This window comes from Gordonia namibiensis NBRC 108229, assembly GCF_000298235.1.
Classification (GTDB): Bacteria; Actinomycetota; Actinomycetes; order Mycobacteriales; family Mycobacteriaceae; genus Gordonia; species Gordonia namibiensis.
Map to the genome: position 1 here is coordinate 112,666 of NZ_BAHE01000019.1, position 24,193 is coordinate 136,858.

31 protein-coding genes are annotated in these 24,193 nt (G+C 67.4%); 9 read left to right on the plus strand and 22 right to left on the minus strand.

Annotated features, from left to right (window positions below):
• From GONAM_RS11720 to GONAM_RS11770, 11 genes are all read right to left on the minus strand, one after another.
• Window positions 1-180, minus strand: a complete 180-nt coding sequence (locus tag GONAM_RS11720) for a methionine/alanine import family NSS transporter small subunit (RefSeq protein WP_006866983.1) — start codon at window positions 178-180, stop codon at window positions 1-3.
• Window positions 180-1,757, minus strand: a complete 1,578-nt coding sequence (locus tag GONAM_RS11725) for a sodium-dependent transporter (RefSeq protein WP_006866984.1) — start codon at window positions 1,755-1,757, stop codon at window positions 180-182. The genes GONAM_RS11720 and GONAM_RS11725 overlap by 1 nt, the downstream gene beginning before the upstream one ends.
• Window positions 1,758-1,960: 203 nt before the next feature.
• On the minus strand, window positions 1,961-2,257 hold the full coding sequence (locus GONAM_RS11730; protein ID WP_005197550.1) for a WXG100 family type VII secretion target: 297 nt from the start codon (window positions 2,255-2,257) through the stop codon (window positions 1,961-1,963).
• Window positions 2,258-2,286: 29 nt separating this feature from the next.
• Window positions 2,287-2,601: a WXG100 family type VII secretion target gene (locus tag GONAM_RS11735; RefSeq protein ID WP_006360164.1), complete on the minus strand. Its 315-nt coding sequence runs from the start codon at window positions 2,599-2,601 to the stop codon at window positions 2,287-2,289.
• Between the two features lie 118 nt (window positions 2,602-2,719).
• Window positions 2,720-3,526 carry an ESX secretion-associated protein EspG gene (locus GONAM_RS11740; protein ID WP_006866985.1) on the minus strand — a complete coding sequence of 269 codons (807 nt, stop codon included), beginning with the start codon at window positions 3,524-3,526 and terminating at the stop codon, window positions 2,720-2,722.
• Window positions 3,520-4,587, minus strand: coding sequence for a PPE domain-containing protein (locus GONAM_RS11745; protein ID WP_006866986.1), 1,068 nt, complete (start codon window positions 4,585-4,587; stop codon window positions 3,520-3,522). Before GONAM_RS11745 ends, GONAM_RS11740 begins: the two co-directional genes overlap by 7 nt.
• 81 nt (window positions 4,588-4,668) lie before the next feature.
• A complete protein-coding gene (locus tag GONAM_RS11750; RefSeq protein WP_006866987.1) occupies window positions 4,669-4,980 on the minus strand; it encodes a PE family protein in 312 nt (103 codons plus the stop codon).
• Complete coding sequence (locus GONAM_RS11755; protein WP_083876417.1) at window positions 4,977-6,326, minus strand: hypothetical protein; 1,350 nt, start codon at window positions 6,324-6,326, stop codon at window positions 4,977-4,979. The genes GONAM_RS11750 and GONAM_RS11755 overlap by 4 nt, the downstream gene beginning before the upstream one ends.
• Window positions 6,323-6,631: a type VII secretion target gene (locus GONAM_RS11760; protein ID WP_006360169.1), complete on the minus strand. Its 309-nt coding sequence runs from the start codon at window positions 6,629-6,631 to the stop codon at window positions 6,323-6,325. The genes GONAM_RS11755 and GONAM_RS11760 overlap by 4 nt, the downstream gene beginning before the upstream one ends.
• A gap of 57 nt (window positions 6,632-6,688) precedes the next feature.
• Window positions 6,689-7,003 (minus strand): YbaB/EbfC family nucleoid-associated protein, encoded by a 315-nt coding sequence (locus GONAM_RS11765; protein ID WP_040536238.1) that lies wholly within the window; start codon window positions 7,001-7,003, stop codon window positions 6,689-6,691.
• Window positions 7,004-7,011: 8 nt separating this feature from the next.
• A complete protein-coding gene (locus GONAM_RS11770) occupies window positions 7,012-7,395 on the minus strand; it encodes a hypothetical protein (protein ID WP_006866990.1) in 384 nt (127 codons plus the stop codon).
• A gap of 430 nt (window positions 7,396-7,825) precedes the next feature.
• Between GONAM_RS11770 and GONAM_RS11775 the strand changes: the two genes are divergently transcribed.
• Window positions 7,826-9,358, plus strand: a complete 1,533-nt coding sequence (locus tag GONAM_RS11775) for a MinD/ParA family ATP-binding protein (RefSeq protein WP_006866991.1) — start codon at window positions 7,826-7,828, stop codon at window positions 9,356-9,358.
• Between the two features lie 9 nt (window positions 9,359-9,367).
• Here GONAM_RS11775 and GONAM_RS11780 read toward each other — a convergent pair whose 3' ends face one another.
• A complete protein-coding gene (locus GONAM_RS11780; RefSeq protein ID WP_040536241.1) occupies window positions 9,368-10,039 on the minus strand; it encodes a DedA family protein in 672 nt (223 codons plus the stop codon).
• Window positions 10,040-10,230: 191 nt separating this feature from the next.
• On the opposite strand from GONAM_RS11780, the gene GONAM_RS11785 reads away from it, so the two are divergent.
• The 3 genes from GONAM_RS11785 to GONAM_RS11795 all read left to right on the plus strand — a co-directional run bounded on the left by GONAM_RS11785 (window position 10,231) and on the right by GONAM_RS11795 (window position 12,559).
• On the plus strand, window positions 10,231-11,301 hold the full coding sequence (locus GONAM_RS11785; protein ID WP_006866993.1) for an alpha/beta fold hydrolase: 1,071 nt from the start codon (window positions 10,231-10,233) through the stop codon (window positions 11,299-11,301).
• 49 nt (window positions 11,302-11,350) lie between these two features.
• Complete coding sequence (locus GONAM_RS11790; protein ID WP_006866994.1) at window positions 11,351-11,854, plus strand: hypothetical protein; 504 nt, start codon at window positions 11,351-11,353, stop codon at window positions 11,852-11,854.
• A 63-nt stretch (window positions 11,855-11,917) separates the two neighbouring features.
• A complete protein-coding gene (locus tag GONAM_RS11795) occupies window positions 11,918-12,559 on the plus strand; it encodes a TM2 domain-containing protein (RefSeq protein WP_006866995.1) in 642 nt (213 codons plus the stop codon).
• Here GONAM_RS11795 and truA read toward each other — a convergent pair.
• The 8 genes from truA to infA all read right to left on the minus strand — a co-directional run bounded on the left by truA (window position 12,556) and on the right by infA (window position 17,311).
• Window positions 12,556-13,524, minus strand: coding sequence for a tRNA pseudouridine(38-40) synthase TruA (gene truA, locus GONAM_RS11800; protein ID WP_439644544.1), 969 nt, complete (start codon window positions 13,522-13,524; stop codon window positions 12,556-12,558). The two genes, GONAM_RS11795 and truA, sit on opposite strands and share 4 nt — an antisense overlap.
• Window positions 13,451-14,014, minus strand: coding sequence for a 50S ribosomal protein L17 (rplQ, locus tag GONAM_RS11805; RefSeq protein WP_006866997.1), 564 nt, complete (start codon window positions 14,012-14,014; stop codon window positions 13,451-13,453). Before rplQ ends, truA begins: the two co-directional genes overlap by 74 nt.
• A gap of 83 nt (window positions 14,015-14,097) precedes the next feature.
• Window positions 14,098-15,150, minus strand: coding sequence for a DNA-directed RNA polymerase subunit alpha (locus tag GONAM_RS11810; protein ID WP_005197582.1), 1,053 nt, complete (start codon window positions 15,148-15,150; stop codon window positions 14,098-14,100).
• Between the two features lie 89 nt (window positions 15,151-15,239).
• Window positions 15,240-15,845: a 30S ribosomal protein S4 gene (gene rpsD / locus GONAM_RS11815; RefSeq protein WP_005197585.1), complete on the minus strand. Its 606-nt coding sequence runs from the start codon at window positions 15,843-15,845 to the stop codon at window positions 15,240-15,242.
• 24 nt (window positions 15,846-15,869) lie between these two features.
• Window positions 15,870-16,277, minus strand: coding sequence for a 30S ribosomal protein S11 (gene rpsK / locus GONAM_RS11820; RefSeq protein ID WP_004023536.1), 408 nt, complete (start codon window positions 16,275-16,277; stop codon window positions 15,870-15,872).
• Window positions 16,277-16,645 carry a 30S ribosomal protein S13 gene (gene rpsM, locus GONAM_RS11825; protein WP_006866998.1) on the minus strand — a complete coding sequence of 123 codons (369 nt, stop codon included), beginning with the start codon at window positions 16,643-16,645 and terminating at the stop codon, window positions 16,277-16,279. The genes rpsK and rpsM overlap by 1 nt, the downstream gene beginning before the upstream one ends.
• Before the next feature lie 211 nt (window positions 16,646-16,856).
• A complete protein-coding gene (gene rpmJ / locus GONAM_RS11830; RefSeq protein ID WP_005207978.1) occupies window positions 16,857-16,970 on the minus strand; it encodes a 50S ribosomal protein L36 in 114 nt (37 codons plus the stop codon).
• A 119-nt stretch (window positions 16,971-17,089) separates the two neighbouring features.
• Entirely contained in the window at window positions 17,090-17,311 is a 222-nt protein-coding gene (infA, locus tag GONAM_RS11835) for a translation initiation factor IF-1 (RefSeq protein WP_004023539.1), read from the minus strand.
• Window positions 17,312-17,606: 295 nt separating this feature from the next.
• On the opposite strand from infA, the gene GONAM_RS11840 reads away from it, so the two are divergent.
• From GONAM_RS11840 to fdhD, 5 genes are all read left to right on the plus strand, one after another.
• Entirely contained in the window at window positions 17,607-17,999 is a 393-nt protein-coding gene (locus GONAM_RS11840; protein ID WP_040536201.1) for a phage holin family protein, read from the plus strand.
• 23 nt (window positions 18,000-18,022) lie between these two features.
• Window positions 18,023-18,742, plus strand: coding sequence for an SIMPL domain-containing protein (locus GONAM_RS11845; RefSeq protein WP_006867001.1), 720 nt, complete (start codon window positions 18,023-18,025; stop codon window positions 18,740-18,742).
• A gap of 185 nt (window positions 18,743-18,927) precedes the next feature.
• A complete protein-coding gene (locus GONAM_RS11850) occupies window positions 18,928-19,428 on the plus strand; it encodes a hypothetical protein (RefSeq protein ID WP_006867002.1) in 501 nt (166 codons plus the stop codon).
• Window positions 19,429-19,483: 55 nt separating this feature from the next.
• Window positions 19,484-19,933: a D-aminoacyl-tRNA deacylase gene (gene dtd / locus GONAM_RS11855; protein WP_006867003.1), complete on the plus strand. Its 450-nt coding sequence runs from the start codon at window positions 19,484-19,486 to the stop codon at window positions 19,931-19,933.
• A gap of 48 nt (window positions 19,934-19,981) precedes the next feature.
• Window positions 19,982-20,839 (plus strand): formate dehydrogenase accessory sulfurtransferase FdhD, encoded by an 858-nt coding sequence (fdhD, locus tag GONAM_RS11860; protein WP_006867004.1) that lies wholly within the window; start codon window positions 19,982-19,984, stop codon window positions 20,837-20,839.
• A gap of 70 nt (window positions 20,840-20,909) precedes the next feature.
• Here the strand turns inward: fdhD and GONAM_RS11865 are convergent, their stop codons facing one another.
• Both GONAM_RS11865 and GONAM_RS11870 read right to left on the minus strand, forming a co-directional pair.
• On the minus strand, window positions 20,910-23,006 hold the full coding sequence (locus tag GONAM_RS11865; RefSeq protein ID WP_006867005.1) for a bifunctional lysylphosphatidylglycerol flippase/synthetase MprF: 2,097 nt from the start codon (window positions 23,004-23,006) through the stop codon (window positions 20,910-20,912).
• A gap of 185 nt (window positions 23,007-23,191) precedes the next feature.
• A complete protein-coding gene (locus tag GONAM_RS11870) occupies window positions 23,192-24,181 on the minus strand; it encodes an aldo/keto reductase (protein WP_006867006.1) in 990 nt (329 codons plus the stop codon).
• Window positions 24,182-24,193 lie beyond the last annotated feature (12 nt).

Below are 24,193 nucleotides of genomic sequence, written 5' to 3' on the forward strand. Positions count from 1 at the left end.
TCAGGTGTCGCGGGTCGGGTGCGGCTGCGACGCCCGTTCCGTGTCGTCGCGGGCGAGGTCGGGGTCCTCGAGAAGCCCTTCGACCTCGGGGCGGCGGTTCAGGTAGATGACGCTCGCGACCAACCCTCCCCACACGATTCCGATGGAGATGAGGAGCATGACGATGGCGATCCCACTCATCAGACGGTCTCCTTGCTGGTCTTGGGGCCGGCGCCGCGAACACCTTCGGGAAGAGGTGGCCATGGCAGGAAGTCGGGGTTGTCGCGCCCCTTCCACGACGGCAGGGACAGGCCCACGGCAGCAACGACGAGCAGCGCGATGGTGCCCCAGCCGAATACGGTGATGTACCAGGTCGGGTATCCCTCGTAGCCTTCGTCGATCACCGACCACACCTTCTGGACGAGCATGATCGTCAGGAAGATCGGTGCTACCACGCCGACGAGGGCCAGCCAGATCCTGCCCACCTTGAACGTCGACACCGCATTGAGATGGTGACGCAACATGTCGCCGCGGCGCAGCACCCAGATCATGATGATGGTCATCAGGATGGCCGAGGAGACCACCCCGACGTTGTTGGCGAACATGTCGACGGTGTCGAGGGCGATGAGCCCCGAGGTGGTGGAGAACAGCCCGAGCGAGATGAGACCGCACACCACCGACACACCGACCGCCGCCTTGGTCCGCGAGAGTCCCCACTTCTCCTGGATGCCTGCGGAGACGCCGATCATCAGCGAGATCAGCGAGGTGAAGCCGGCGACCACCAGCGAGCCGAAGAACAGTGCGCCGAAGAACGCCGCGCCGGGCATCTCCGAGATCACCGCCGGGAACGTCACGAACGACAGGATCGGTCCGGTGAGGCCTTCCAGATCCGACACCGCGATCTGCTGCTGGTAGGCGAGGAAACCGAGGGCGGAGAACACGCCGATGCCGGCGAGGATCTCGAACGAGGAGTTGGCGAACGCCACGACGAGACCGGAACTGGTCATGTTGGCCTTACGCCGCTGGAACGAGGCGTAGGCGATCATGATGCCGAACGCGATCGAGAGCGAGAAGAAGATCTGGCTGTACGCCGCGATCCATACGTCGAGGTCTTTCAGCGCCGCCCACTTCGGGGTGAACAGAGCGTTGAGGCCGTCGACGGCACCGGGCAGCGTGACCGCGCGGATCACCAGTCCGGCGAACCCGATGAACAGCAGCGGGATGAAAACGATGTTGACCTTCTCGATGCCGTTCGCGACACCGAGCAGCAGCACAGCGAGGACCGCGAGCCACACCACGATCAGGGGCAGCGCGACTCCGCCGACGATCGTCGTGGAGACACCCGGATCACCGACCTTCAGGTACTCGCCGGTGAAGAAGCCGGCCGGATCATCGCCCCAGCTCTGGTTGAAGGAGAAGAAGAAGTAGCTGAGCGCCCACGCGATGACCGCTGCGTAGTAGACGCCGATGACGAACAGCAGGCCGGTCTGGAACCAGCCGAGCGCCTCGACCGGTTTCTTGATCCGCCGGAACGACAGCGGCGCGGTCCCACGGAAGCGATGGCCGACCGCATAGTCGAGGAACAGTACCGGGATTCCCGCGGTCAGCAGCGCGACGAGGTACGGGATGAGGAAGGCCCCACCACCGCTCTCGTAGGCGACGCCGGGGAAGCGCCAGATGTTGCCGAGCCCCACCGCGGATCCGATCGCGGCGAAGATGAATCCGGAGTTCCGGGTGAAGGTCTCCCGGCCCTCTCCGGCGGCTTTCGCAGACGTCACTGCTACCTCCTCATCGAGCGCTGAGTCCGCCGGGTACGGGCGCCACGGGGACTGTCAGGTGCGACGCTATCGCACTCATCCCCTCGCCCGCGGAGGTTGTCGTCGGCCTGTCGAAACGCTCGCCGGCGGACACCGAGTCATCCGGACAGACGACGACGGGGACCCCAGCGTGTGACCGCGGAGTCCCCGTCGAATCGACCCACTCAAGCGAGCGAACGGAAGCCGCTCGCGATGGAGGAATCGGTGTCGGACATGGTGCGGCTGGCGTTGGTGACGCCGTTCTGCAGCGCCATGAGACGCTCGCGCGACTGCGCGAAGGCACGGTCGAAGTTCGCCTGCGCCTCGAGGTACGCGGCCTTCGCCTGCGCCGAATTCCAGTTGCCGTCGAGTGCGGCGACCTGGTTCTTCAGCTGCGTGTTCTGGTCGTCGAGCTGCTGGAAGGCGCGACCGAGCCCACTGCTCAGGTCGCCCAGTGCCGCGAAGTCGTAATTGATGGTCATGAGAATGCCTTTCGAAGAGGGTGGGAAGGTCAGACGCCGAAGTGCCCGGCGGCAGCCGAGTCCTGGTCTTCGTAACCGGCGAAGCCGTTGGTCATCTGCGCCTTGATCTGATCGAGAAGCTGGTTGAGCGTGTTGGCTTCCTTGTTCCAGTCGGTGTGCGTGCCGTCGAACGCGGCACCCGCCTTGCCCTGCCACGTCGGGGTGGTGTTCGCAGCGTGCTTCTGGATCACCCCGATCGTCTCCTTCATGTCCGCGACGATCCCGCCGACCGCCGCAGCGGTGGCCTGGCCCTCCGCGACATCGACCTTCACTCCGGCGCCGCCTGCTCCGGGCAGATTCAGCATGAGTTCTCCTCCTGTGTAACGGCACCGTTTGGCGATGCCCCCGTTGGTATCCGTGACACAGATACCGCTGACAGTTGTTTCCCACGGCGGTATGGACCGCGAGATCCCCCGACCCCGATCATGTCGACCACGTCCCGTCCGGGAGGGTCTCGATCAGCAGGCGTACGGCCTGCGCGATCCGATGACCCGAACCCGGTGAGAGGGTGGTCCACACCCGACCGTCCGGAGACTTGCTGGGGCTCGACACGATCCGCCCCCTGGCGGTGTCGAAAACGGCCAGGGCCCCAGAAGATCGAGAGAATCGTCCGTCCTCGTTTGCCGAGGCGACGATCTCGGTGCGCACCCGGCAGGACGCGAATGCCGAGGAGATGACGACGGCATCGGACAGCGGTGCGCCGAGCGTGTACAACGCGTCGGTGATCTCGGTGGCCGAGCCGCTACGGCCGAGACCGTCGACCAGTTCGTCGGTGGGAACCGAGAACGACGTGAACTCGCACGGGGTGGCGTCGTCGAACCGGGAGCGCAGGAGGTCGGCCACGGCGTCGAGGTCGGCGATCTCGACGACGGCCAGATCGAGGCGATCACCCACACGCTCGGCCAGGACGTGCTCGTACCCACTGCGAGCCAGGCAGATTCGTCGCACACCGGTCTCGGTGAAGCTACGCATCTCGATCTCGCGTTCGGGCCGCGACAGGGCGCGGAGCACGGTGGCCAGCCACGGGACGGGCTCGTCGTGGTCCACCAGGTCGAGGGCGGCGATGGCCGCATCGTTCTCCCGGTCGGACAGACGCTGGGCGGTCTCGTCCGCGGCGCCGACGGGCATGTCGAGGACCACCGGCCAGGTCTGCACGCCAAAGCGGTCGCCGAGTCGCCGAAGCACGGCCGCGTCGAGCGCGACGGGGGCGTCGTGGGTTGTCCTCAACATGGGCGGTCCCCCGGGTTCCCGAGCAACAGCGTCTCCGACAGGTACCGCGGATCGACCTTCGGCGATTCGGCGTCCGACGCCGAGACGTAGTGGGCCGCAGGACGATCTGAGGTCTCGACGTCAGCCCAGGTCAACGGGGTGTCGAGACTGTCCGACGCCCGGGCCAGGCCGTCGTCGGTAGGCACCGCCTCGGATTCGACGGCGACACCGCGGATCGTGGCGCCACGATCGGCGGCCGCAGCCATCCCGGGTGCGACCGGTGGCGGCACACCGGGGCCCGGTGTGGGGGTCGAACTCGCTTGCGCTGCAATCGGTGTGGCGGCCGACGATCCCGCACTCGCCACGACAGTCGGTGCGTACCGAAGCTTTTCGGCGGGCGGCGCATACACCCCGGGCATCCCACCCGTCATCGGCGGCATCGCCGGAGTCATCGGAGGCGTGACCGCGGGTGGCGCGGCGGCACGGGCCGCGGCGGCCTCCTCCGACGCGAGCGCCTCTCCGGACACCAGGTCGGGGGCTCGACGGGAGGACGGCCACGGTTTACCCACGGGCTCCGTCGCGTTCTCGTACGTCTGCATGACGCGGGCGGCACGCATCCGCTGCTGGGCCATCGCACGTTCGGCCTCGGCCGCGGCGCCCGCGATGATCGGGGCGACAGCTGTTGCGGTGGTGGCGATCTCGTGGAACTTCTCCACCACCTCGACCTCTGCGAGATTGGGCATGTTGAGACGCGCGACGGTGGTGGCCGCGGCCTGCGCCTCGGCACGGATGGCGTTCTCGGCCGCCTCGGCGGCGGTCTCGGCGAACCACGGCGCGAGCTTCGTGAGCTTCTCGAACGCCGCACTGGTGTGGGCGGACTGCCAGTGCACGCCCAGCCGTCCGAGGACCGCCGCGTACTCGATCCCGGCTTCGCCGATCTCGGTCGCGAGCGCCGCCCACGCGGCTCCCGCTTCCGCCAGGGGCGCAGGACCCGGCCCGGCGCCGAGGTCGGCCGCCAGTTGTTCACTGGTACGTGAGTCCCAGTTGACGCCGGTGAAGCCGGCTCCGGTCGTGCTGGTCATGGTCCCTCCCCTCTGCTGGACGACGAGTCTGATGCGGTATCCGAGCGCTGCCGCAGCTGCGGCAGCGGCCGGTTCTGTGGCCTACACCTGGAGCTTGAAGGCCGCGGCCGCCTCGGCCTCGCCCTCGATGAAGCCGGCGGCCTGTGCCCGTAGCAGGGCAGCGATCTTGCGGAGCTCGAGAACACCTGTGGCCGAGTCCTTCTCGAAGTCCCGAGCCACCTTCGTGAAGCTGGCCGCGGTTGCGGTCGACACCTCGTCGCGTCCCTGGGCGTCGACGGTGAGCTTCGGCCCCGCACCGGTGAGCGCCATCTCGAGGCGGTCCGCGATCTTGTCGAGATCGACTGCCGCCGACATCAGCTCGGCGGGTTCGACGCGGAGTTGCGCGTTGCTCATGCTTCCTCGTTTCGTGTCAGACCGGGCACACCCAGCCGTAGTTCGATATCAGGACCCGGATCGGCCTCGGCCGCCTCGTCGTGTCCGATGACCGCAGGCGCGACCTCGGGGTCGTCACCGACCACCGCACGCCCGTTGTCTTCGGTCACCAGGTAGTCGGGCACGCTGTGCTGGCCTTCGGAGGCGCCCGCCCCGCGGGCACCGGCGCCGGCTGCACCCATCGGGGCGCCGCCCATCGGCATCGCCGCGGGTGTGGTCGAGACACGCGGAGCCGCCGACGATCCCATGGCCGGCTCGCCGACGCCGAAACCGGTCGGCACGGTCGGTCGGGAGGCACTCAACGGCGTCATCATGCCGCCGATCCCGCCGACGCCGCCACCACCGCCGCCGCCTCCACCTCCGCCGCCGCCTCCGGCCCCCTTGGCCTTGGCGAGCGGGCTCCCGGCGGGGGCGACGATCGCCGAATCCGGGTTGACGCTGAGCATCTTGCTGATCGGCTGCATGAGCGTGGACGGCAGTTCGGCGGCCGTGGACACCGCCGGGGAGACGACGTCGAGAACCGAGCTCGCCAGGGTGAACGGCGACTGCCCCGCACCCGCGGTCGGCGCGCCGGTGATCGCGACCGGCGCACCGTTGGCGGTCATCGCGGTAGTGGGGGCGAGCAATTCGGCCCGGGTCACGGCGACCGCCGCGGTGGCCAGTTCCAGCCCGGCCCCGGCGACGACGGCTGCGGTACTGAGACCGACCGCGATCGCCGGGCTCATGATGACCGGCACCAGAGCCGAGAGCTTGGCGACCGTCGCCGCGACGATGCCCTGGACCACGGCCAGCCCCTTGGCGACGATGGCGGTCGCTGTCTTGGTGTCGATCGAGATCCCGGACCCCTGCGCGGCCAGCGCGGTGCTGTTGGTACCGGCCTCGGCGGTTTTGGTGGCCGCTCCGGCCGCACCCTGACCCGCCCACAGTTGATCGGCGAGCTTGAGTGCGCTCTGCCCCATCGTCATCGACGTCTCGAGCACCTTGGTGAGGCTGTCGAAGATGATCGTCGGGTCGAAGCCGGCGCCGCTCAGGTCACCGGTGCCGAAGCCACCCAGCAGGTCGGTGATCGGTTTGATGAACATGCTGAGGTCGGGCGGCTGTATCGGCGGCAAACCGGGCATCGGCGGCAACGGCGGAAGTACCGGCAGCGGCGGTAGCCCGAGGCCCCCGAGCACATCGGCGACCGTGCGATCGAGGATCGGCCCCAGCGGACTCGCGTCGATCATCTCCTGCACGGTCATATGACTGAGTGCAGGCACATCCGGGACGCCGGGCAACGGGCCTGGCATCGGAGGGATCGGGTTCACAGCACCGAACGGATCGCCGCGGCGGTCGCGGCATCGGTGCCCTCGTATTCGGCGAGACCCGCGACGGTGGAGGCGGCGGTCGCGGCGTGTACCGCGGCGAGCTGCCCGACGGACATCAGATGGTTGGCCTGCGCGAAGATGAACGACGCGAGGAACTCCTGCCCGATGAGGCCGAACACCGGGACCATCGCGGCCGTGTTGGCCGCGGCGTCGATCGACCCGGCCGTTCCGATGGCCGAGGCCATCGCCGCATTCGTCGCCGCGAAGCCTTCGAGCGCTTCGGATGTCACTTTCACGTTCGTCATCGCAACCCCCTCGTGAGTGCAAGTCCTGTCGATCGACCGTCTGTTGGCCGGTTCACGTCATTCACCCGCCGGACGCGCGCCGAGCATGTCGCCGAATGATTCGTTGAAGTCCTCGGTCACCGCTGCCACCCGCGCGTAGACCCGTTGTGCGGCAAGGGCCGACGTCGCCACGATCTGTTCACCGAGCCGGGTGGCGCCGAGTTCGTTCGCGCCGTGCGCCAGCCGCAGGTCTACCAACGCCCCCTTGGCGTCCACCTCGACCGTCACCAGGCCGTCGGCCGAGGTGACCGTCACCGTGATCGCCTCGAGGCTCTCCTGGAAGGACCGCAGGCCGTCGAGCTGACGGGCCGCACGTGCCTCGAGTTCGTCCATCGCCCAGCTCATCGGCGCAACCACGACGCCGTGGCGTCGGCTTCCTCGTCGTCGCGCTCTTCGGCCGCAGCCAGGTCCTCGGGTTGCGGCAGCTTCATCTCGTTGACGAGATCCCGATCCACCCCGGCCGCAAGCAGGTTCTCCCGCAGGCGGATTCCGGCCGACATCGCGGACTGCCTACAGAGGCGCAGGATGTCGGCGGCCAGCAGTTCCGGATGCTTGTCGAGTTCGGTGGAGGCGATGTGCACGGCCACCGGCAGGCCCTGGGCCGTCGTCCGGACGGCGAGACCACCCGACCGCGAACGCGCTTGCGACAACTGATGGACGACGGCCCACGGATCGTCGTCGCGCGCATCATCGGAACGCGCCGCCGTCTCTTCGGTGTAGCTCATCGAAGCCGAACCCCCCTTCACGTCGATTTAGACGCAGACGGGGTCCCTCCCGGTTCCATCGAATTCCCGTTCGATGAAACCGCCTCCCCCAGATGCCGGTTCACCGCGTCGTCGACTGACCACGATCACGGTGCCGCCCCGCCTCGCACCTGAGGTTCAAGTGCCTGATCCTGCCACAACTCGATCAACACCACCACACGTCGAATTCGGTATGTCGAAGCGAGAGTGTGAGATGAACTGTGGATCTCGTCCGAGATCCTCTCATACCCTTCGGTAGACTGCCGTCGACGCTGCCGGAGTCGGTCAGAGTGCAAGCAGACGCACGAGGATCGATGCCTCATCGATCCTCGCATGCTGCCGCCGATCACGTTCGCGCACAGACCACGGCTCGCGCCAGGTCGGCCCGGCCGCAAGACCAGAGGATTCCCCGATGACGCACGAGAACTCGACGACGCCCAACGGCGCGGACGCGCCGGCACCACCCCCGTGGCTGCAGTTCGCCCCGCCTCCGCAGGAGCCGACGCCGCCTCCGCAGCCGCCTCGAACTCCCGCCGACGACGGCCGAAAGGCCGACTTCCCGCCGGCGCCCGGCCCCGCGCCGTCGAATCCCGTTTCATCCCCGCGCCCCGATACACCGCGCCCGCCCAAGGAAGCTGCGACCGATCAGGTCGGCCCCGGTGTCGAGACATGGCCGCACGACCCCGTCGGTCGCCGCACCCCGCCGGCACCGGAGCCCGCCCGTTTCCCCGGCCCGCCTCCGACGCCGGGACCGGACTTCCAGGCGCCGCTCGCCGGGCCGCCCTTCGAGCCGGGACCGGTGCCCCCATACGACCAGGCAACCCCGCCGGCGGGTCACCAGCCGCCGCCGTTCCCGCAGCCCGGGGCTCCGGGCCCCGCACATCCCGCCGGTCCACCGGGAGGGAACGGACCGATGCCACCGGGACAGTTCGGCCCGGGCACCGGACCCGCACCTGCGTATGCGCCTCAGCAGGCGCCCGGAGGCTACGGCCCGCCGATGGGTGGCCCGTCGCTGGACGAGGTCGCACTGATCCGCAAGGCCCGGCGCGCTCCGAGCCGCGGCTGGCGACGCGCCGTCCACACCTTGTCGGCCGGTGCCATCAATCCCGGTGAGTCGCAGGGCGACATCGCCTATCAGCAGCTGCTCGAACGTGTGAACCGACCCGTGCGCGGCGATTACCGCATCGCGGTCCTGTCGCTCAAGGGCGGTGTCGGCAAGACCACGACCACCGTCGGCCTCGGCTCGACCTTCGCGTCCCTGCGCGGCGACCGGGTGATCGCCGTCGACGCCAACCCCGACCTCGGCACGCTCGCGCAGCGCATCCCGCAACAGACACGCTCGACGGTCCGCGACCTGCTCGCCGACCAGAACGTCTACCGCTACTCCGACGTCCGCGCCCACACGTCGCAGGCCCCGAGTCGCCTGGAAGTCCTTGCTTCCGAACGTGATCCGGCGATGGCCGAGGCGTTCAACGAGGACGAGTACCGCGGGGTCGTCACCATCCTCCAGCGGTTCTACAACATCATCATCACCGACTGCGGCACCGGCCTGAGCCACTCGGCGATGAACGGCGTGCTCGACCTCGCGAACACGATCATCCTGGTCAGCTCGCCGGCGCTCGACGGCGCGCGCAGTGCCGGCGCCACCCTGGACTGGCTCGAGGCCCACGGCTTCGGGCACCTCGTGTCGCGGGCCGTCGTCGTGCTGAGCTCGTCGCGTCCGGGGTCGTCGACCATCGACACCGATCAGCTCGGTCAGCACTTCCTCACCAGGTGCCGCGCGGTGCACAAGATCCCGTTCGACGACCATCTCGCCGAGGGCGCCGACGTCGACCTCGAGCTGATGTCGAAGGCCGCCAAGCGGTCGTTCGTCGAACTCGCGGCAACGATCGCCGACGACTTCTCGGGCACCACGCTGCCGCGTGAAGAGCCGTACCTCGGGTAGACCGCCGTCTCAGCGTGCTTCCGGCGGGACCTGATTCTCCGGCAGGGTCGCGTCCACCGCTGCCGCCTCACCCTGCCGGCGTCTCGACGCCCGCCAGCGTCGCGCAGCTTGGAGGGCCATCGGCACCACCACCGTGAGCACCGAGGCGATGATCAGTACCTCGATGTTGTCGCGGACGATCGGCACGTTGCCGAGCAGGTAGCCGGCCACGATGATCCCGCCCGCCCACGCGAAGCTCCCCAGGACGCTGAAGAACGTGAACGCGCGGTAGGACATCCCGCTGAAACCCGCGGTGAGGGGTACCAACGTTCGGACGATGCCGATGAACCTGCCGAAGAAGACCGTCAACGGCCCGAAACGGTCGAAGAAGGCGTTGGTCCTCGCCACGTACTGGGGTCCGATGCGCTGCATCATCCGACCCTCGACGACGCTTCGGCCCAGACGCCGACCGATGAGGTAGCCACACTGGTCCCCGGCGATCGCGGCGAGCGCCACCAGCGGGACCACCAGCCAGACCGGTGCGAACGGGTCCGGCTGCGCCGCGAACACACCGGCGGTGAACAGGAGCGAGTCCCCGGGGAAGATCACGCCGAACAACAACCCGGTCTCGACGAAGACGAGCAAGCACAGACCGATCAGGCCACCGGTGGTCACGAAGGACTCGACGTCGAACGGATTCATCAGGCCCCACAGTAAACGGTTCGTGCAGGTGAGAGCGGTGTTCCGACCGAACGACCCCACCGGCCGCAGGGGCATCCCCACGAGCAACCGGCCTGGTCATCCGTCCCACCCGACCGCCGACGCGCGAACTCCGTTCAGGTGGGGTTTACTCGACCGTGAGCAGCACACCTCGAGCAAAAGGGGGAACCACAATGCCGTCGAAGACCCCCGGTCCGTCGAAGCCGCCGGCTCCGGCCCTGCGGCCCGTCTCGGACACCGACGTCCGCATCGAGTACCACACGATCCACGGTTACCGCCGCGCCTACCGGATCGCCGGCAGCGGTCCGGCGCTCCTGCTCATCCACGGGATCGGCGACAACTCGTCGACGTGGGACGAGGTCATCCCGATCCTGGCGCAGCACTACACGGTCATCGCGCCGGACCTCCTCGGTCACGGCCGCTCCGACAAGCCGCGCGCCGACTACTCGGTTCCCGCCTTCGCCAACGGCATGCGCGACCTGCTGGTCGTTCTGGGCCACACCAAGGTCACCGTCGTCGGCCACTCGCTCGGCGGTGGCGTGGCCATGCAGTTCTGCTACCAGTTCCCCCGTTTCGTCGAGCGCCTCGTCCTCGTCGCGGCGGGCGGTGTGACGCGGGAGGTCAATCCGGCCCTGCGCCTCATCTCGCTGCCCGTCGTGCACCAGGCCCTGTCCGCGCTGCGGATCCCGGGCGTCGTGCCCGGACTGCGCGTCGCGGCCAAGGCCGTCGCCGCCGTCCCGGTACTTCCGTTCGCCTCGGTGACCGCACCACCGAAACGCCTTCTGGCCGACCACGAGGACCTCATGCGCGTCCTCGGTGATCTCGCCGACCCGACCGCCTGCGCGGCGTTCCTGCGGACGTTGCGAGCCGTCGTCGACTGGCGCGGACAATCGGTCACCATGCTCGACCGCTGTTATCTCACCGAACGACTCCCGGTCCTGCTGATCTGGGGCGACGAGGACATCGTCATCCCCTATCACCACGCCGAGCTCGCCCACTCGGCGATCCCGCACTCGGAGCTCGAAACCTTCTCCGGCGCCGGGCATTTCCCCTTTCGCGACGACCCGGAACGATTCTGCCGGGTGGTCATCGACTTCCTGTCGCGGCACGACCCCATCGTGTTCGACCCGCTGAACTGGCGGCATCTGCTGTCCGAGGGCGCGCACCCGCAGGACTTCATCGACGACGAGGACACCCTCGACATCGTCATGGGAGCCTTCGAGGACGAGCGCAACGCGACCTGAGCACGCGCATCGCCGTCGGTGCGTCACAGGTCTGTGCCACGATGAGTCCATGACCTATCCGGGGGACGGGAACGGCACGACGCCGTTCGGCCATCAACCTTCCGAGTACGACTCGAGTCCGGGTTTCGCCGTGCCCGGGTACGGTGCGCCACAACCGAATCCGGCACCGTATCAGCACGGCGCCGCACCGGTCCCCGAGCAGCCCCTCGTTGTCATCGGCGACATCACGTGCACCCAGAACCACGTCATCACGCCGTCGGGCACCTGCCCGATCGCCGGCACCCAGTGGATAGTCACCGACATGTCCGTGTCGACCGAACGGATGTCACAGACGGGTCTGGTACTGGCCATCGTGGGGTTCTTCATGGTGTGCTTTCTCAGCCTGCTGTTCCTGCTGATGAAGGAACGCAGAACCACCGGATACATCCAGGTGACCGTGCGCGGCGCGGGCGGCTTCATGCACGTCACCAACATCCCGGCGTATTCGCCGGTCACGATGGGTGACGTCTCGGGTCGCGTCAACTATGCCCGCACCCTTGCCGCGATGGCCTGACCACACGACCCCGCCCCACCCCCACGACGACACCACGCAGGACCCACCGAGGAGGACCGACCGATGACCAGCCCGGAGAACCCCGGCGACAAGCCGTTCGACTTCGTCAAGAAGCCCCCGGCCGAGGACACCTCGCCGCCGGGCACCCCCGCCTACGGCACCGATCCGAACGCGGGATACACACCTCCGTCCTACGGGTCAGCCGACGGCGCATCGCAGGGGTACGACAACCAGCAGCAGTACGGCACCCCGCCTCAGTACGGGGCCGGACAGCAGTACGGGGCCGGACAGTACGGCTCACCCCAGTACGGTGCACCCCAGTACGGCTCACCTCAGTACGGCTCACCTCAGTACGGTGCACCCCAGTACGGCGCACCGGCCGGATACGGATATCCCGGAGCGCCCGACCCGACCGCGCCGTACGGCCGCGACCCGGCGACCGGCGAGCCGCTGTCGGACAAGTCGAAAATCGTGGCGGGTCTGTTGCAGATCTTCCTGGGCACGCTCGGCGTCGGCCGGTTTTACATCGGCGACAACACCATCGGCGGTATCCAGCTCGGCCTGACGATCATCGGCTACATCACCGCGATCTTCCTCATCGGCTTCGTGCTGATCTTCGGTGTCGCGATCTGGGCGCTCGTCGACGGCATCATGATGCTGACCGGGAGTGTCCGCGACAAGAACGGCCTCAAGCTCGGGAACTAGCCGCCGCAGCAACCGGTGGACCCGCGCACGTCGCGGGTCACCGTGTTGCGGGCGGCGAGTTCGTCGTCGGCGGGATAGTCGACGCCGACCAGACACAGTCCCCTGGCCTCGGCCACCGGCACCTGCGGGCTGCGCGTCTTCTCCGCGAGCAGCGCACGGCACCAGTCGACGCTCCGCCGACCGTCGCCGACGCTGGCGACCGCACCCACCAACGACCGCACCATCGACCAGCAGAATGCGTCCGCGCTGACCTCGCCGACGAGCACACCGTCCGCGTCACGGGTCCACGAGAAACGCTGCAGGTCGCGGATCGTCGTCGCGCCCTCCCGCCGGCGACAGAACGCGGCGAAGTCGTTCAATCCCAACAGCTCCGACGATGCGGCGTTCATCGCGTCGACGTCGAGCGGGCGACGCCACGTCGCAGTCGTGCGGGCCACCACCGGTTCCGGTCCCCACCGCGAGTCGTCGAGCCGGTAACGGTAGTGGCGGCGTAGCGCGGAGAATCGCGCATCGAATACGTCCGGGACCACCCGGACCTCTTTCACCCGGATGTCGTCCGGGCACATCTTCGCCAGCCGACCGACCAGCGTCGACGGGTCCCCGGAGATCGACCGGGTCTCCAGCGCCGACCTCGGGACGACGGCATGCGCAACCTGCCCCGTCGCGTGGACCCCGGCGTCGGTCCGGCCTGCCACCGTCAGCCGTACCGGCACCCGCAGGATCGTCGACAACCGGGTCTCGAGTTCCTCGCACACGCTGCGCTGCCCGATCTGCCGTGCCCACCCGGCGAAATCGGTGCCGTCGTAACCGAGGTCGAAGCGCAGACGACAGAACCCGCCGGCACCGGAATCCGGGCCGACGGGTTCGGTCAGCAGTTCTCGACTCAGTCGACTACTTCTTGTCGTCTTCTGCGTCGGCCTCTTCCGCCTCGACGGCGGTGGCGGCGGTCGACTCGTCGTCGACAGCCTCGGCGACGGCGTCGGCGTTGGCGACCTCGGCGTCGGTGGCGTCGGCTTCAACAGCCTCCACCACGTTCTCCTCAGCGGCCTTCTTCGAGGCGGCGACACGGGTCGCGCGAGAGGCCTCGCTCGACGCGGTGGTCTCGCGAACCAGCTCGATCACGGCCATGGGGGCGTTGTCACCCTTGCGCGGCAGCGTCTTGATGATGCGGGTGTAGCCACCGTTGCGATCGGCGAAGAACGGGCCGATCTCGTCGAACAGCGTGTGCACGACGTCCTTGTTGCGGATGTCCTTCAGCACCTCACGGCGGTTGGCCAGCTTGCCGGCCTTGGCGTGGGTGATGATCTTCTCCGCGTACGGGCGCAGGCGCTTGGCCTTCGCTTCGGTGGTGGTGATGCGGCCGTGCTCGAAGAGCGAGGTGGCGAGGTTCGCCAGCATCGCTTTCTGGTGGCTGGCCGACCCGCCGAGGCGGGCACCCTTGGTGGGCTTGGGCATTGTCTTCTCCTAGGAGGACTCCCGATCACTCGAGCGGGAAGTCAGGGTTTGGGCGAGCGTGACAGCTTGCCGCGGCGACGCGACTAGAGCTGTTCGGTTTCGGCGAAATCCTCACCGGAATCGGCGTCGAACGACGCGTCTTCCGACCACGTACCGGTGGCGGGGTCGTAACCGGCGACCTGCGACGGATCGAAGCTGGCCGGGCTGTCCTTGAGGGACAGACCGAGCGCGTGCAGCTTGACCTTGACCTCGTCGATCGACTTCTGGCCGAAGTTGCGGATGTCGAGCAGATCCGACTCGGTCCGGGCAACCAGCTCGCCGACGGTGTGAACACCCTCGCGCTTGAGGCAGTTGTACGAACGGACGGTCAGCTCCAGATCCTCGATCGGCAGGCTGAACGACGCGATGTGGTCGGCCTCCGCCGGAGACGGTCCGATCTCGATGCCCTCGGCCTCGACGTTGAGCTCCCGGGCGAGCCCGAAGAGCTCCACCAGGGTCTTGCCCGCCGACGCCAGCGCGTCACGCGCGCTGATCGAGTTCTTGGTCTCCACGTCGAGCACGAGCCGATCGAAGTCGGTGCGCTGCTCGACACGGGTGGCCTCGACCTTGTAGGTCACCTTGAGCACCGGCGAGTAGATCGAGTCGACCGGGATACGGCCGATCTCGGCACCCGACGCCTTGTTCTGCACGGCCGGCACGTAGCCGCGGCCCCGCTCGACGACGAGCTCGATCTCGAGCTTGCCCTTGTCGTTCAGGGTTGCGATGTGCAGATCGGGGTTGTGCACGGTGACACCGGCCGGGGGCACGATGTCGGCGCCGGTGACGGTGCCCGGACCCTGCTTGCGCACGTACATGGTGACCGGCTCGTCCTCGTCCGAGGAGACCACGAGGCCCTTGAGGTTCAGGATGATGTCGGTGACGTCTTCCTTGACCCCGGGGACGGTGGTGAACTCGTGGAGGACACCGTCGATGCGGATGCTGGTGATGGCAGCACCCGGGATCGAGCTGAGCAGGGTACGACGCAGCGAGTTACCGAGGGTGTAACCGAAGCCCGGCTCGAGCGGTTCGATGACGAACTTCGACCGGTTCTCGGCGATGACTTCCTCGGTGAGGGTGGGTCGCTGTGAGATGAGCATTTCGTTTTCTCCTTTGGCCGCCCGCTATATGACGACCTAGAAAGTGAACCGAACAGCAGGTAGCTGTCGGGCTGGTCTTGCTCGAAGGACTACTTGGAGTAGAACTCGACGATGAGCTGTTCCTGCAGCGGGACCTCGATCTGAGCGCGCTCGGGCACGGAGTGCACGAGGATGCGCAGGGTCGAGGGCACGACCTGGAGCCAACCCGGGACCGGACGATCGCCGACGAGCTCCTTGGCGATCTGGAACGGGACGGTCTGCAGCGACTTCGGACGGACGTCGATGATGTCGTACTGGCTGACGCGGTAGCTGGGGACGTCGACCTTCACACCGTTGACGGTGAAGTGGCCGTGGCTGACCAGCTGGCGAGCCTGACGACGGGTCCGCGCGATGCCCGAGCGGTACACGACGTTGTCGAGACGGGTCTCGAGGAGCTTCAGCAGTTCGTCACCGGTCTTGCCGGTACGACGGTTGGCTTCCTCGAAGTAGCGACGGAACTGCTTCTCCATCACTCCGTAGGTGAAGCGCGCCTTCTGCTTCTCCTGCAGCTGGAGCAGGTATTCGCTCTCCTTGATCCGCGAGCGGCCGTGCTGGCCGGGCGGGTAGGGGCGACGCTCGAATGCGGCGTCACCACCGATCAGGTCGACGCGAAGGCGACGAGACTTCTTTGTTGCGGGGCCGGTATAACGAGCCATTTTCTCTGTTCCTCCCTTTCCCGACTAGACCCGACGCCGCTTGGGCGGACGGCAACCGTTGTGCGGCTGCGGGGTGACATCGGAAATGGTGCCGACCTCGAGGCCGGCTGCCTGCAGGGAGCGGATCGCGGTCTCGCGACCCGAACCCGGTCCCTTGACGAAAACGTCGACCTTCTTGACGCCGTGCTCCTGGGCCTTGCGCGCAGCGTTCTCGGCCGCGAGCTGAGCCGCGAACGGGGTGCTCTTGCGCGAGCCCTTGAAACCGACGTGGCCCGACGACGCCCAGCTGATGATGTTTCCGCTGGGGTCGCTGATCGACACGATGGTGTTGTTGAACGTCGACTTGATGTGTGCGTGGCCGTGCGGGACGTTCTTCTTATCGCGACGGCGGGTGCCCTTCTTGGGGCCTGCGCTACGTGACTTCGGAGGCATTACTTCTTCTTCCCGGCGATGGTCTTCTTCGGGCCCTTACGAGTGCGGGCATTGGTCTTGGTGCGCTGTCCACGGACGGGCAGTCCACGGCGGTGGCGCAGACCCTGGTAGGAGCCGATCTCGATCTTGCGACGGATATCGGCCTGCACCTCGCGTCGCAGGTCACCCTCGACCTTCACCGAGGCCTCGATGTACTCACGCAGCTTTGCGACGTCTGCGTCGGTGAGATCCTTGGCGCGGAGGTCTGCGGACAGACCGGTGGCAGCCAGGATCTCCTTGGAGGTGGTACGCCCAACTCCGTAGATGTAGGTCAGTGCGATCTCCAGCCGCTTCTCGCGGGGGAGATCCACACCAGCAACACGTGCCATGTGGCGGATTTCCTTTTCGGTTCCCAGAGGTCTTCTCCCAGTCCGTCCCGCGAGCTCTGTGTGAACCGTGTGTCCACACCTCACGGGCTCCGGCCTCTGATCCGGAGGTAGGCGGTGACTCGTCTGTCGCCGCTGGTGCTGAGAGGTCTTCTGTTCTTCAGTTGTCTGTCTTCAGTTGTTCTGATTCAAGCGACCCGGAGGGTGCGCGTGATCAGCCCTGACGCTGCTTGTGACGCAGGTTCTCGCAGATCACCATGACCCGGCCGTTGCGGCGGATCACTTTGCACTTCTCGCAGATCGGCTTGACGCTCGGCTGAACCTTCACGTCAATCTCTCCTGCTCGGCTCGCCCGCGCGCACGCCAGAACCCGGCCGTGCGCGTGGGTGTCGGTCTCCTCCCAGACGGATGTCCGGGAAGTCTTCTCCCGGGAGTGCCGGGAAAGTCTTACTTGTAGCGGTACACGATCCGCCCACGAGCGAGGTCGTAGGGCGAGAGTTCCACGACGACCCGGTCCTCGGGCAGGATGCGGATGTAGTGCTGCCGCATCTTGCCGCTGATGTGGGCGAGAACCTTGTGTCCGTTCTCCAGCTCAATGCGAAACATCGCATTGGGCAGGGGTTCGATCACTCGACCCTCGACCTCGATGGCCCCGTCTTTCTTCGCCATTTCCTCCGCGATCCTGGCCGTTTCCACGACACCGGAGTTGGTGCCGCGACATTGACCCGGTTGAATCAGTGTGTGTCCGTTAGTGTGTGGGCACCGGTCCGCGAGGACCTGCACCCGGTGCGAGCGCTCCGCGCCACGTGATGACACGCGGATGCGGGCACGCGAGACGCACCGACGATCTATGTTACGCGAACTGCGAGAACAGTCCAAATGCGTGCTGCTCGGCCGCCGCATTCCGCCCGACTCGGACATCAGTCCGCCTTTTCGGCACGCCCGTACTGGCAGACTGTTGCGCATGCTGGCTTTTCTGGTCCGCACCGTGTGCACCGCGGTGGCGTTGTGGGTGGCGACGCTGATCGTCCCGGGAATCGAGTTCGTGGGCGGGTCGACGACCGCCGAGAAGATCGGGATCGCGCTGGTCGTGGCGATCATCTTCGGCCTCCTGAACGCGTTCGTGAAGCCGATCGTGCAGATCATCTCGATCCCCTTCTACATCCTGACGCTGGGGCTCATCCACATCGTGATCAATGCGCTGATGCTCGAGATCACCGCGTGGATCACCCGGAACACCACCCACTGGGGTCTCGAGGTCGACGACTTCTTCTGGTCGGCGATCTTCGGCGCGATCGTCGTCTCGGTCGTCGGCTGGCTGCTCGCCCTGCTGATGCGGGACTCGGTGGACCGATGAGCCCGATTGCGAGGACATCGTCGATGGTGCGACGCGCAGGACTGGTGGCAGTCGTCGCATCCGCACTCGCCCTGGCCCTCGCCGCCTGCGGGAGCGACCCGGCCGTCGACCAGGAACGATCGGTCACCGTCGTCGGTTCGGGTCAGGTCAGCGGCGTCCCCGACACTCTTCGCGCCGACATCGGCGTCGAGTCGACCGCCGGCGACGTGACCACCGCACTGAACGAGACCAGCGAGAAGGTGCGCGCGGTGACCGACGCCGTGGTCGACGCCGGTGTGGAACGCAAGGACGTCGCCACCCAGCAGGTGTCGGTGAACCCGCAGTACTCGAGCCCCGCCCCCGGTGGCAGCAGCCAGATCAGCGGCTACGTCGCGACCAACTCCATCCGCGTGACGATCCGCGACATCTCGAAGGCGTCGACGGTCCTGAGCGCGGCGGCCACCGCCGGCGGCGACAACACCCGGATCAGCAACGTCTCCTTCGCCATCGACGACAACTCGCAACTCCTCGAGGAGGCCCGGAAGGCCGCCTTCGACGACGCCCGCGGTCGCGCCGAGCAGTACGCCTCGCTCGCCGGCGACGACCTCGGCAAGGTGCTGACCATCAAGGAGACGACCAGCGGTCGGGAGCAGCCCGCCTCCCCCGGTTCCTTCGAGCGGGACGTCGCCGCGGCACCCGTACCCATCGAACCGGGCGAGCAGGAGCTCACCTTCACCGTCACGGTCACCTTTGCGCTCAGCTGACCCACCTCTACTGTCCGACGCTCTGCGCCCGCGCTGAAAAGCTCCCCTGGGATGCACCCCCTGTGGCGCTACCGGCGACACAGTGTCGTCGGGCGGTCTGTGGAGCGCTGCTCAGGGCGGTTTTCGGCGTAGTTTTCCGGGCCCGCCCCTGGGTACCCGACCGTCGTCGACGGAAGGAGATTGTCATGACGGGTTTCCGAGCGCGCGCTACCGGCATCTCGGCCCTGGCCGCCGCAGCAGTGTTCGCAACTCTGGGGGTCTCGGCCCCTGCGAATGCCGCGGAGACGAAATCGCTGACGATCGAGGGCGAACTCGAGATCGCAGACCTCGACGTCCTTGCGATCAAGGCCGAAGGCGTCACAGACGACACAGGAAAGAGCACCGGTACCTACGAGGCGACCCTGCTGGCCGGTGACGACGACAATCCGCTGCCGTTCACGGTCAGGGGTCCGATCACCTGCATCCACACCGACGGCGACACCGCGTCGCTGGTGTATCCGATCAGCGCCACCGACCCGAATCTGATCCCGGCACCGTTGAAGGACGCACTCGCCGTACAGATCACGGTGCGGAAGGGCGACCCGAGCAAGGTCGGGGTGAACGGTCCGGCACCCACCGATTCCTTCAGCGGATGCAAGCCTGCGGCGACCCCGTTCGAGTTCGACGGGGACATCGAGATCAAGTAGGTCCAGCGCCCGACCTGCTCCTGTATCGGACCACCCGGCCTGGCATCCTGGGTCGGTGCGAGCCGTCATCCAGCGAGTCAGTGAAGCCCGCGTGAGCGTCGACGGGAAGGTCGTCGGCGAACTCGACATCCCGGCCGGCGGGTCCGGCATCGTCGCCCTCGTCGGCGCCACCCACGACGACAGCCCTGATCACGCCGCGAAGCTCGCCGACAAGATCTGGCGTCTGCGGATCTTCAACGGCGACGAGGGTCCCGAGAAGGCTGCGGCCGACATCGACGCGCCGATCCTGGTCATCAGTCAGTTCACCCTGTACGCCAACACCGCCAAGGGACGCCGGCCGTCGTGGAACGCTGCCGCCCCGGGGCCGGTGGCCGAACCACTCGTCGACGCGGTCGCCGACTCCCTGCGCGCGGCCGGGGCCACCGTCGCCACCGGACGATTCGGGGCGAACATGCAGGTGAGTCTGGTCAACGACGGACCGGTGACCCTCATCCTCGACGTCTGAGCTGTTCTTGGCGGCGACCATCCGGAATCGACGGCTAGGGTCGGAACGGTGGGACGAATAACCGCACGACGCCGTGTCACCCGCATCCGACGCGATGCGGCGCCGACGCAGCGCGCCGACACCCTTGCTGTGGAGGAGCCCCTCGAGATCCGCGTGGGTGGTCAGCAACTGAGCGTCACCATGCGCACCCCCGGCAGCGATTTCGAACTCGTGGCCGGGTACCTCGTCTCCGAAGGCGTCATCACCGCAGGTGGCGATTACTCCACCGCCCGCTATTGCGCGGGCACCGACTCGACCGGCGCCAACACCTACAACGTCGTCGACGTCTCCCTGGCCGCCCACGTCCCGCCTCCGGCGCCTGGTGTCACGCGCCGTAACACCATGACGAGCGCCTGCGGGGTCTGCGGCAAGGACAGCATCGAATCGGTCCACATCGCATCGGCCCACGATCCGGCGACCGACACGCTGACGGTCGACGTCGACACGTTGCTGGGACTTCCCGACCGTCTCCGCGCCGAGCAGGAAGTCTTCGACAAGACCGGTGGACTGCACGCAGCGGCACTCTTCGACGCCGACGGTGAGCTGCTCGTCGTCCGCGAGGACGTGGGACGCCACAACGCCGTCGACAAGGTCATCGGCTGGGCGGTCCTCGCCGACCGACTCCCGTTGACCGGCACCGTTCTCCAGGTCTCGGGCCGGGCGAGCTTCGAACTCGTGCAGAAGGCCGCGATGGCGGGCATCCCGCTGTTGAGCGCGGTGTCGGCGCCGTCATCACTGGCCGCCGATCTCGCCGACGACCTCGGCATCACGCTGATCGGGTTCTCCCGCGGGGAGTCGATGGTCGTCTACACACGGCCGGACCGGGTCGTCGCCGCCGACTCGGAGCCATCTGCGACCGGCAGCTGACTGCGGTTCGCTCACACCATCCGTTCCCGCTCACCGAAATCGGGTGAGCATGAACGGAACCGGTGAGCGCTCAGGCCTCCTTGCCTGACGCGGCGAGCTTGAGCAACTGGCCTGCCGTCGCATCGGGCAGGTACGCGCGCGAGACCGCCAGACCGATTCGGGGAAGATCGGATTCGTCGCGGAACGCAAGGTAGACGGGTTCGTAGCGCGGGTTGAACTTCTTCTTGAACGTGTGCAACGACCGAAAGCCATAGTAGGGCTCCAGAGCCGCGCCGAGGGCGTCGAGCAGTTTGTCGAGCGGCTCGGGATCGAAGTCCTCGGTGCGCGCGAGCGGTGCGCCCGACAGCGAGATGAACTGCGCGCCCTCGTCCTTGAAGGCCACCGCCGACGAGGCGATCAGGTACTCGACCACCGGGCCGAAACCGTCGGTGCGTCGACGCATGATGTCCAGCGTCCAGCCCGCGACCTCACCGCCGGCGGCGTACACCGGCAGCCATGACAGCACTCCGTGGACGTTCCCGTCGGGATCGACTGCGAGCGCGACGCGCACCGCCGGGTCCATCGCCTCCTCCACGCTGCCGAGCGTGAAGCCCATCTCGGGTAAGCCCTTGTCCCCCACCCATTCCTCGGAGATGGCGCGGACCTGGGTCCGCACCGCGAAGGATTCGTCGGCCAGGGTCACCATGCGCATCGTGATGTCCTGCTTGCCGGCCTTGTTCAACGCGGACCGCACGTGCTGCCACGGCTTGCCCTTGAACTCCAGCCCGGGCAGGTCGACGATCGTGTCCTCGGCGATCTGCACGCTGAGCCAACCGCGTTCGGTGACGATCTCCGACGTCGACGATCCGATCGAGAACCAGCACGGCGTCGCTCCAGAACGCTCGGCCAGTTCGATGAAGGCGTTCACCGCATCCCGACGACGATCCGGGGCGCACACCGGATCCGCAAGGGCCAGAAAGGTTCCGACATGGTTCTGGTACGTCACCACCGACTCACCGGTGGGGTCGTCATCCGGCGACGTGAACTGGTAGGAGTTCCCGGGCCAGGTCGTCATCCACGACATCGTGCCGCCCCCGTGCTGGCGGAGAAGGGCCTTCACCCGGTCCACCGGGTCGGCGTCGGGGTCGTCGCCCGGCGTACCCACATGCCGCACCCTCCATGGAACGGCGAAGGCGAAGCGGCCGGGGATCAGGATGGCCAGCAACACCGCCCACAGCAGCGTCGTTCCCAACGTCACCGCGCCCTCGGTGGACACATCGGTGAAGATGACGAGAACCACGGTGAGGACGGTCAACACGACGTTCAACGCGCCGAGGACGACCGCTACCCACCAGGCCCACCGCTTGCCCCTGCGGAGTTGGTCGGCGATGAGGACGTTGATCACCAGACCGATGAGCATGGTGAACACGGAGTCGTCGCCGGCATCGGTCGGCCCCAGCGGGCCGTCGCCGGGGAACAGGAAGACCATCAGGTTCGCGGCCGCGATCACCAGCAACGCCGCGCAGCCCAGCATGCGGACCTCGCGCCGGGTGCGCGGCATGTAACCGCGTTCCTTGGTGGCGAAGAACTTCTCCCCGACCACGAGCATGATCACCGCTGCGAGAACGTATTCGACGGAGGCGAGTGTCCCTTGGAACAGGAACGCGATCGCGACGACGGCACCCATCAGCACACGAACCCGTAGTCGCCACGGTGACCGGACCGTCGCCGAGGCCACCGCGACCGCCGACACGACCAGCGCACCGACACCGGTGCCCCGTGACTCGGCGAGTTCCTCCGCCCACTGCCACGACGTGACCTCGGTGGACAGCAGCCACAGCAGGCCGACGGTCAGGAAGCATGCGACGAGGTGGCCGCCGATGCCCACCAGGATGGCTCTCACCGTGCCGAGTTGCCATTCGGCCCAACCCATTCCGACGATGATGACGACGAACGCGAGCGCGTACAGCCAGGGCCCGGGTTCGACGAAGGCGGAGCTGATCGGTGTCCACCACTTACCCTCACGCAGGGCGGGGAGACCGAAGGCCACCTCGTGGTACCAGGATTTGTCGTTCGCCCGGCCCCAGAGCGAACCGGTCGCGACACCCACGACCGCCAGCGCGATCGTGAGCGCGGCAGTAAAGGGCAGTCGGCGGACAGCAGCGGACCACGACACGTCGAAGTGCATGGTCAACGGTACGACGGGAGGTGAGCCGACACACTCCCAACGACAGGAACCGGCACGAATGCACCCGTCGGAAACGGCTTTCGACACAGATTCCGTGTCGGATGGAGACTTACTCCGGGTGCGGGGGGGGGGGAGAATCCGCGGACCGTCGGCGGTGACCGCGACGGCAGTGGCGCGGTCGCGGGTCACTCGCGTGCCGAGGACACCAACTGCGGTTGCGCGGACCGATGACCGCGAACCCTGGCGGCCAACGTATCCAGACGCCCGACCTGCTGCGCGGTCAATTCGACGTCGACGCCGGCCAGGTTCTCCGTGACCCGCTCGGCGAAACGCGAACCCGGGATCGAGACGACGGGAAGACCGAACTCGCGCCCCTTGGTGTAGAACCAGGCCAGCGCCAGCTGTGCACCGGTGACGCCGACCTCGTCGGCGATCTGCAAGAACTCCTCGAGGATCGGCTGGTTGTACGCGAGGTTGGTGGGCGTGTAGCGCGAGATGTTCAGGCGCACATCGCCTTCGACCAGATCGTCGTGGTCGAGGAGCCCGGCCAGCCACTTGCGGCCCAGGGTCGAATAGGAGACGAACCCGAGTCCGTGCTCACGGGCAGCGGGCACCACGAAGCGCTCGACGTCTCGGGAGACGACGCTCCACTCGGACTGGATGGCCGCGATCGGGTGCACACTGACCGCGCGGCGGATCTCGTCACCGGTCGCCTCGGACAGACCGATGTGCAGGACCTTGCCCTCCTCGACCAGTTCCTTGACCGCGCCGATGGTTTCCTCGATCGGAACGACCGGGTCGACGCGGTGCTGGTAGTACAGGTCGATGCGATCGGTGCCCAGCCGAGCGAGGCTGAGCTCGACCTGCTCGCGAACGTACTCTCGGTCACCGCGGACCCCGCGCTGCCCGACACCACCCTGACCGACGATGCCGAACTTGGTGGCGAGCTGGACGTCGTCGCGGCGGGTCTTGAGCAGCTTCCCGATCGTGGTCTCGCTGCGCCCGTTGCCGTAGACGTTGGCGGTGTCGATGAACGTCACACCGCTGTCGACCGCATGCGTGAGGGTGCGCAGGGCATCGTCATCCGAGACCGCGCCGTAGACGTCGGTCAGCGACATGCCACCGAATCCGAGGGCGGAGACCTTCAGTCCGTCGCCGAGTTCCACAGTCGTCATCTCGTCCCCACT

What these genes read in the sequence shown, in the direction of transcription:
- GONAM_RS11720 (WP_006866983.1), bottom strand. Translation starts at nt 180, where the DNA reads ATGAGTGGGATCGCCATCGTCATGCTCCTCATCTCCATCGGAATCGTG.
- GONAM_RS11730 (WP_005197550.1), bottom strand. Translation starts at nt 2,257, where the DNA reads ATGACCATCAATTACGACTTCGCGGCACTGGGCGACCTGAGCAGTGGG.
- GONAM_RS11735 (WP_006360164.1), bottom strand. Translation starts at nt 2,601, where the DNA reads ATGCTGAATCTGCCCGGAGCAGGCGGCGCCGGAGTGAAGGTCGATGTC.
- GONAM_RS11740 (WP_006866985.1), bottom strand. Translation starts at nt 3,526, where the DNA reads ATGTTGAGGACAACCCACGACGCCCCCGTCGCGCTCGACGCGGCCGTG.
- GONAM_RS11745 (WP_006866986.1), bottom strand. Translation starts at nt 4,587, where the DNA reads ATGACCAGCACGACCGGAGCCGGCTTCACCGGCGTCAACTGGGACTCA.
- GONAM_RS11750 (WP_006866987.1), bottom strand. Translation starts at nt 4,980, where the DNA reads ATGAGCAACGCGCAACTCCGCGTCGAACCCGCCGAGCTGATGTCGGCG.
- GONAM_RS11760 (WP_006360169.1), bottom strand. Translation starts at nt 6,631, where the DNA reads ATGACGAACGTGAAAGTGACATCCGAAGCGCTCGAAGGCTTCGCGGCG.
- GONAM_RS11765 (WP_040536238.1), bottom strand. Translation starts at nt 7,003, where the DNA reads ATGGACGAACTCGAGGCACGTGCGGCCCGTCAGCTCGACGGCCTGCGG.
- GONAM_RS11770 (WP_006866990.1), bottom strand. Translation starts at nt 7,395, where the DNA reads ATGAGCTACACCGAAGAGACGGCGGCGCGTTCCGATGATGCGCGCGAC.
- GONAM_RS11775 (WP_006866991.1), top strand. Translation starts at nt 7,826, where the DNA reads ATGACGCACGAGAACTCGACGACGCCCAACGGCGCGGACGCGCCGGCA.
- GONAM_RS11780 (WP_040536241.1), bottom strand. Translation starts at nt 10,039, where the DNA reads ATGAATCCGTTCGACGTCGAGTCCTTCGTGACCACCGGTGGCCTGATC.
- GONAM_RS11785 (WP_006866993.1), top strand. Translation starts at nt 10,231, where the DNA reads ATGCCGTCGAAGACCCCCGGTCCGTCGAAGCCGCCGGCTCCGGCCCTG.
- GONAM_RS11790 (WP_006866994.1), top strand. Translation starts at nt 11,351, where the DNA reads ATGACCTATCCGGGGGACGGGAACGGCACGACGCCGTTCGGCCATCAA.
- GONAM_RS11795 (WP_006866995.1), top strand. Translation starts at nt 11,918, where the DNA reads ATGACCAGCCCGGAGAACCCCGGCGACAAGCCGTTCGACTTCGTCAAG.
- rplQ (WP_006866997.1), bottom strand. Translation starts at nt 14,014, where the DNA reads ATGCCCAAGCCCACCAAGGGTGCCCGCCTCGGCGGGTCGGCCAGCCAC.
- GONAM_RS11810 (WP_005197582.1), bottom strand. Translation starts at nt 15,150, where the DNA reads ATGCTCATCTCACAGCGACCCACCCTCACCGAGGAAGTCATCGCCGAG.
- rpsD (WP_005197585.1), bottom strand. Translation starts at nt 15,845, where the DNA reads ATGGCTCGTTATACCGGCCCCGCAACAAAGAAGTCTCGTCGCCTTCGC.
- rpsK (WP_004023536.1), bottom strand. Translation starts at nt 16,277, where the DNA reads ATGCCTCCGAAGTCACGTAGCGCAGGCCCCAAGAAGGGCACCCGCCGT.
- rpsM (WP_006866998.1), bottom strand. Translation starts at nt 16,645, where the DNA reads ATGGCACGTGTTGCTGGTGTGGATCTCCCCCGCGAGAAGCGGCTGGAG.
- infA (WP_004023539.1), bottom strand. Translation starts at nt 17,311, where the DNA reads ATGGCGAAGAAAGACGGGGCCATCGAGGTCGAGGGTCGAGTGATCGAA.
- GONAM_RS11840 (WP_040536201.1), top strand. Translation starts at nt 17,607, where the DNA reads ATGCTGGCTTTTCTGGTCCGCACCGTGTGCACCGCGGTGGCGTTGTGG.
- GONAM_RS11845 (WP_006867001.1), top strand. Translation starts at nt 18,023, where the DNA reads ATGGTGCGACGCGCAGGACTGGTGGCAGTCGTCGCATCCGCACTCGCC.
- GONAM_RS11850 (WP_006867002.1), top strand. Translation starts at nt 18,928, where the DNA reads ATGACGGGTTTCCGAGCGCGCGCTACCGGCATCTCGGCCCTGGCCGCC.
- GONAM_RS11865 (WP_006867005.1), bottom strand. Translation starts at nt 23,006, where the DNA reads ATGCACTTCGACGTGTCGTGGTCCGCTGCTGTCCGCCGACTGCCCTTT.
- GONAM_RS11870 (WP_006867006.1), bottom strand. Translation starts at nt 24,181, where the DNA reads ATGACGACTGTGGAACTCGGCGACGGACTGAAGGTCTCCGCCCTCGGA.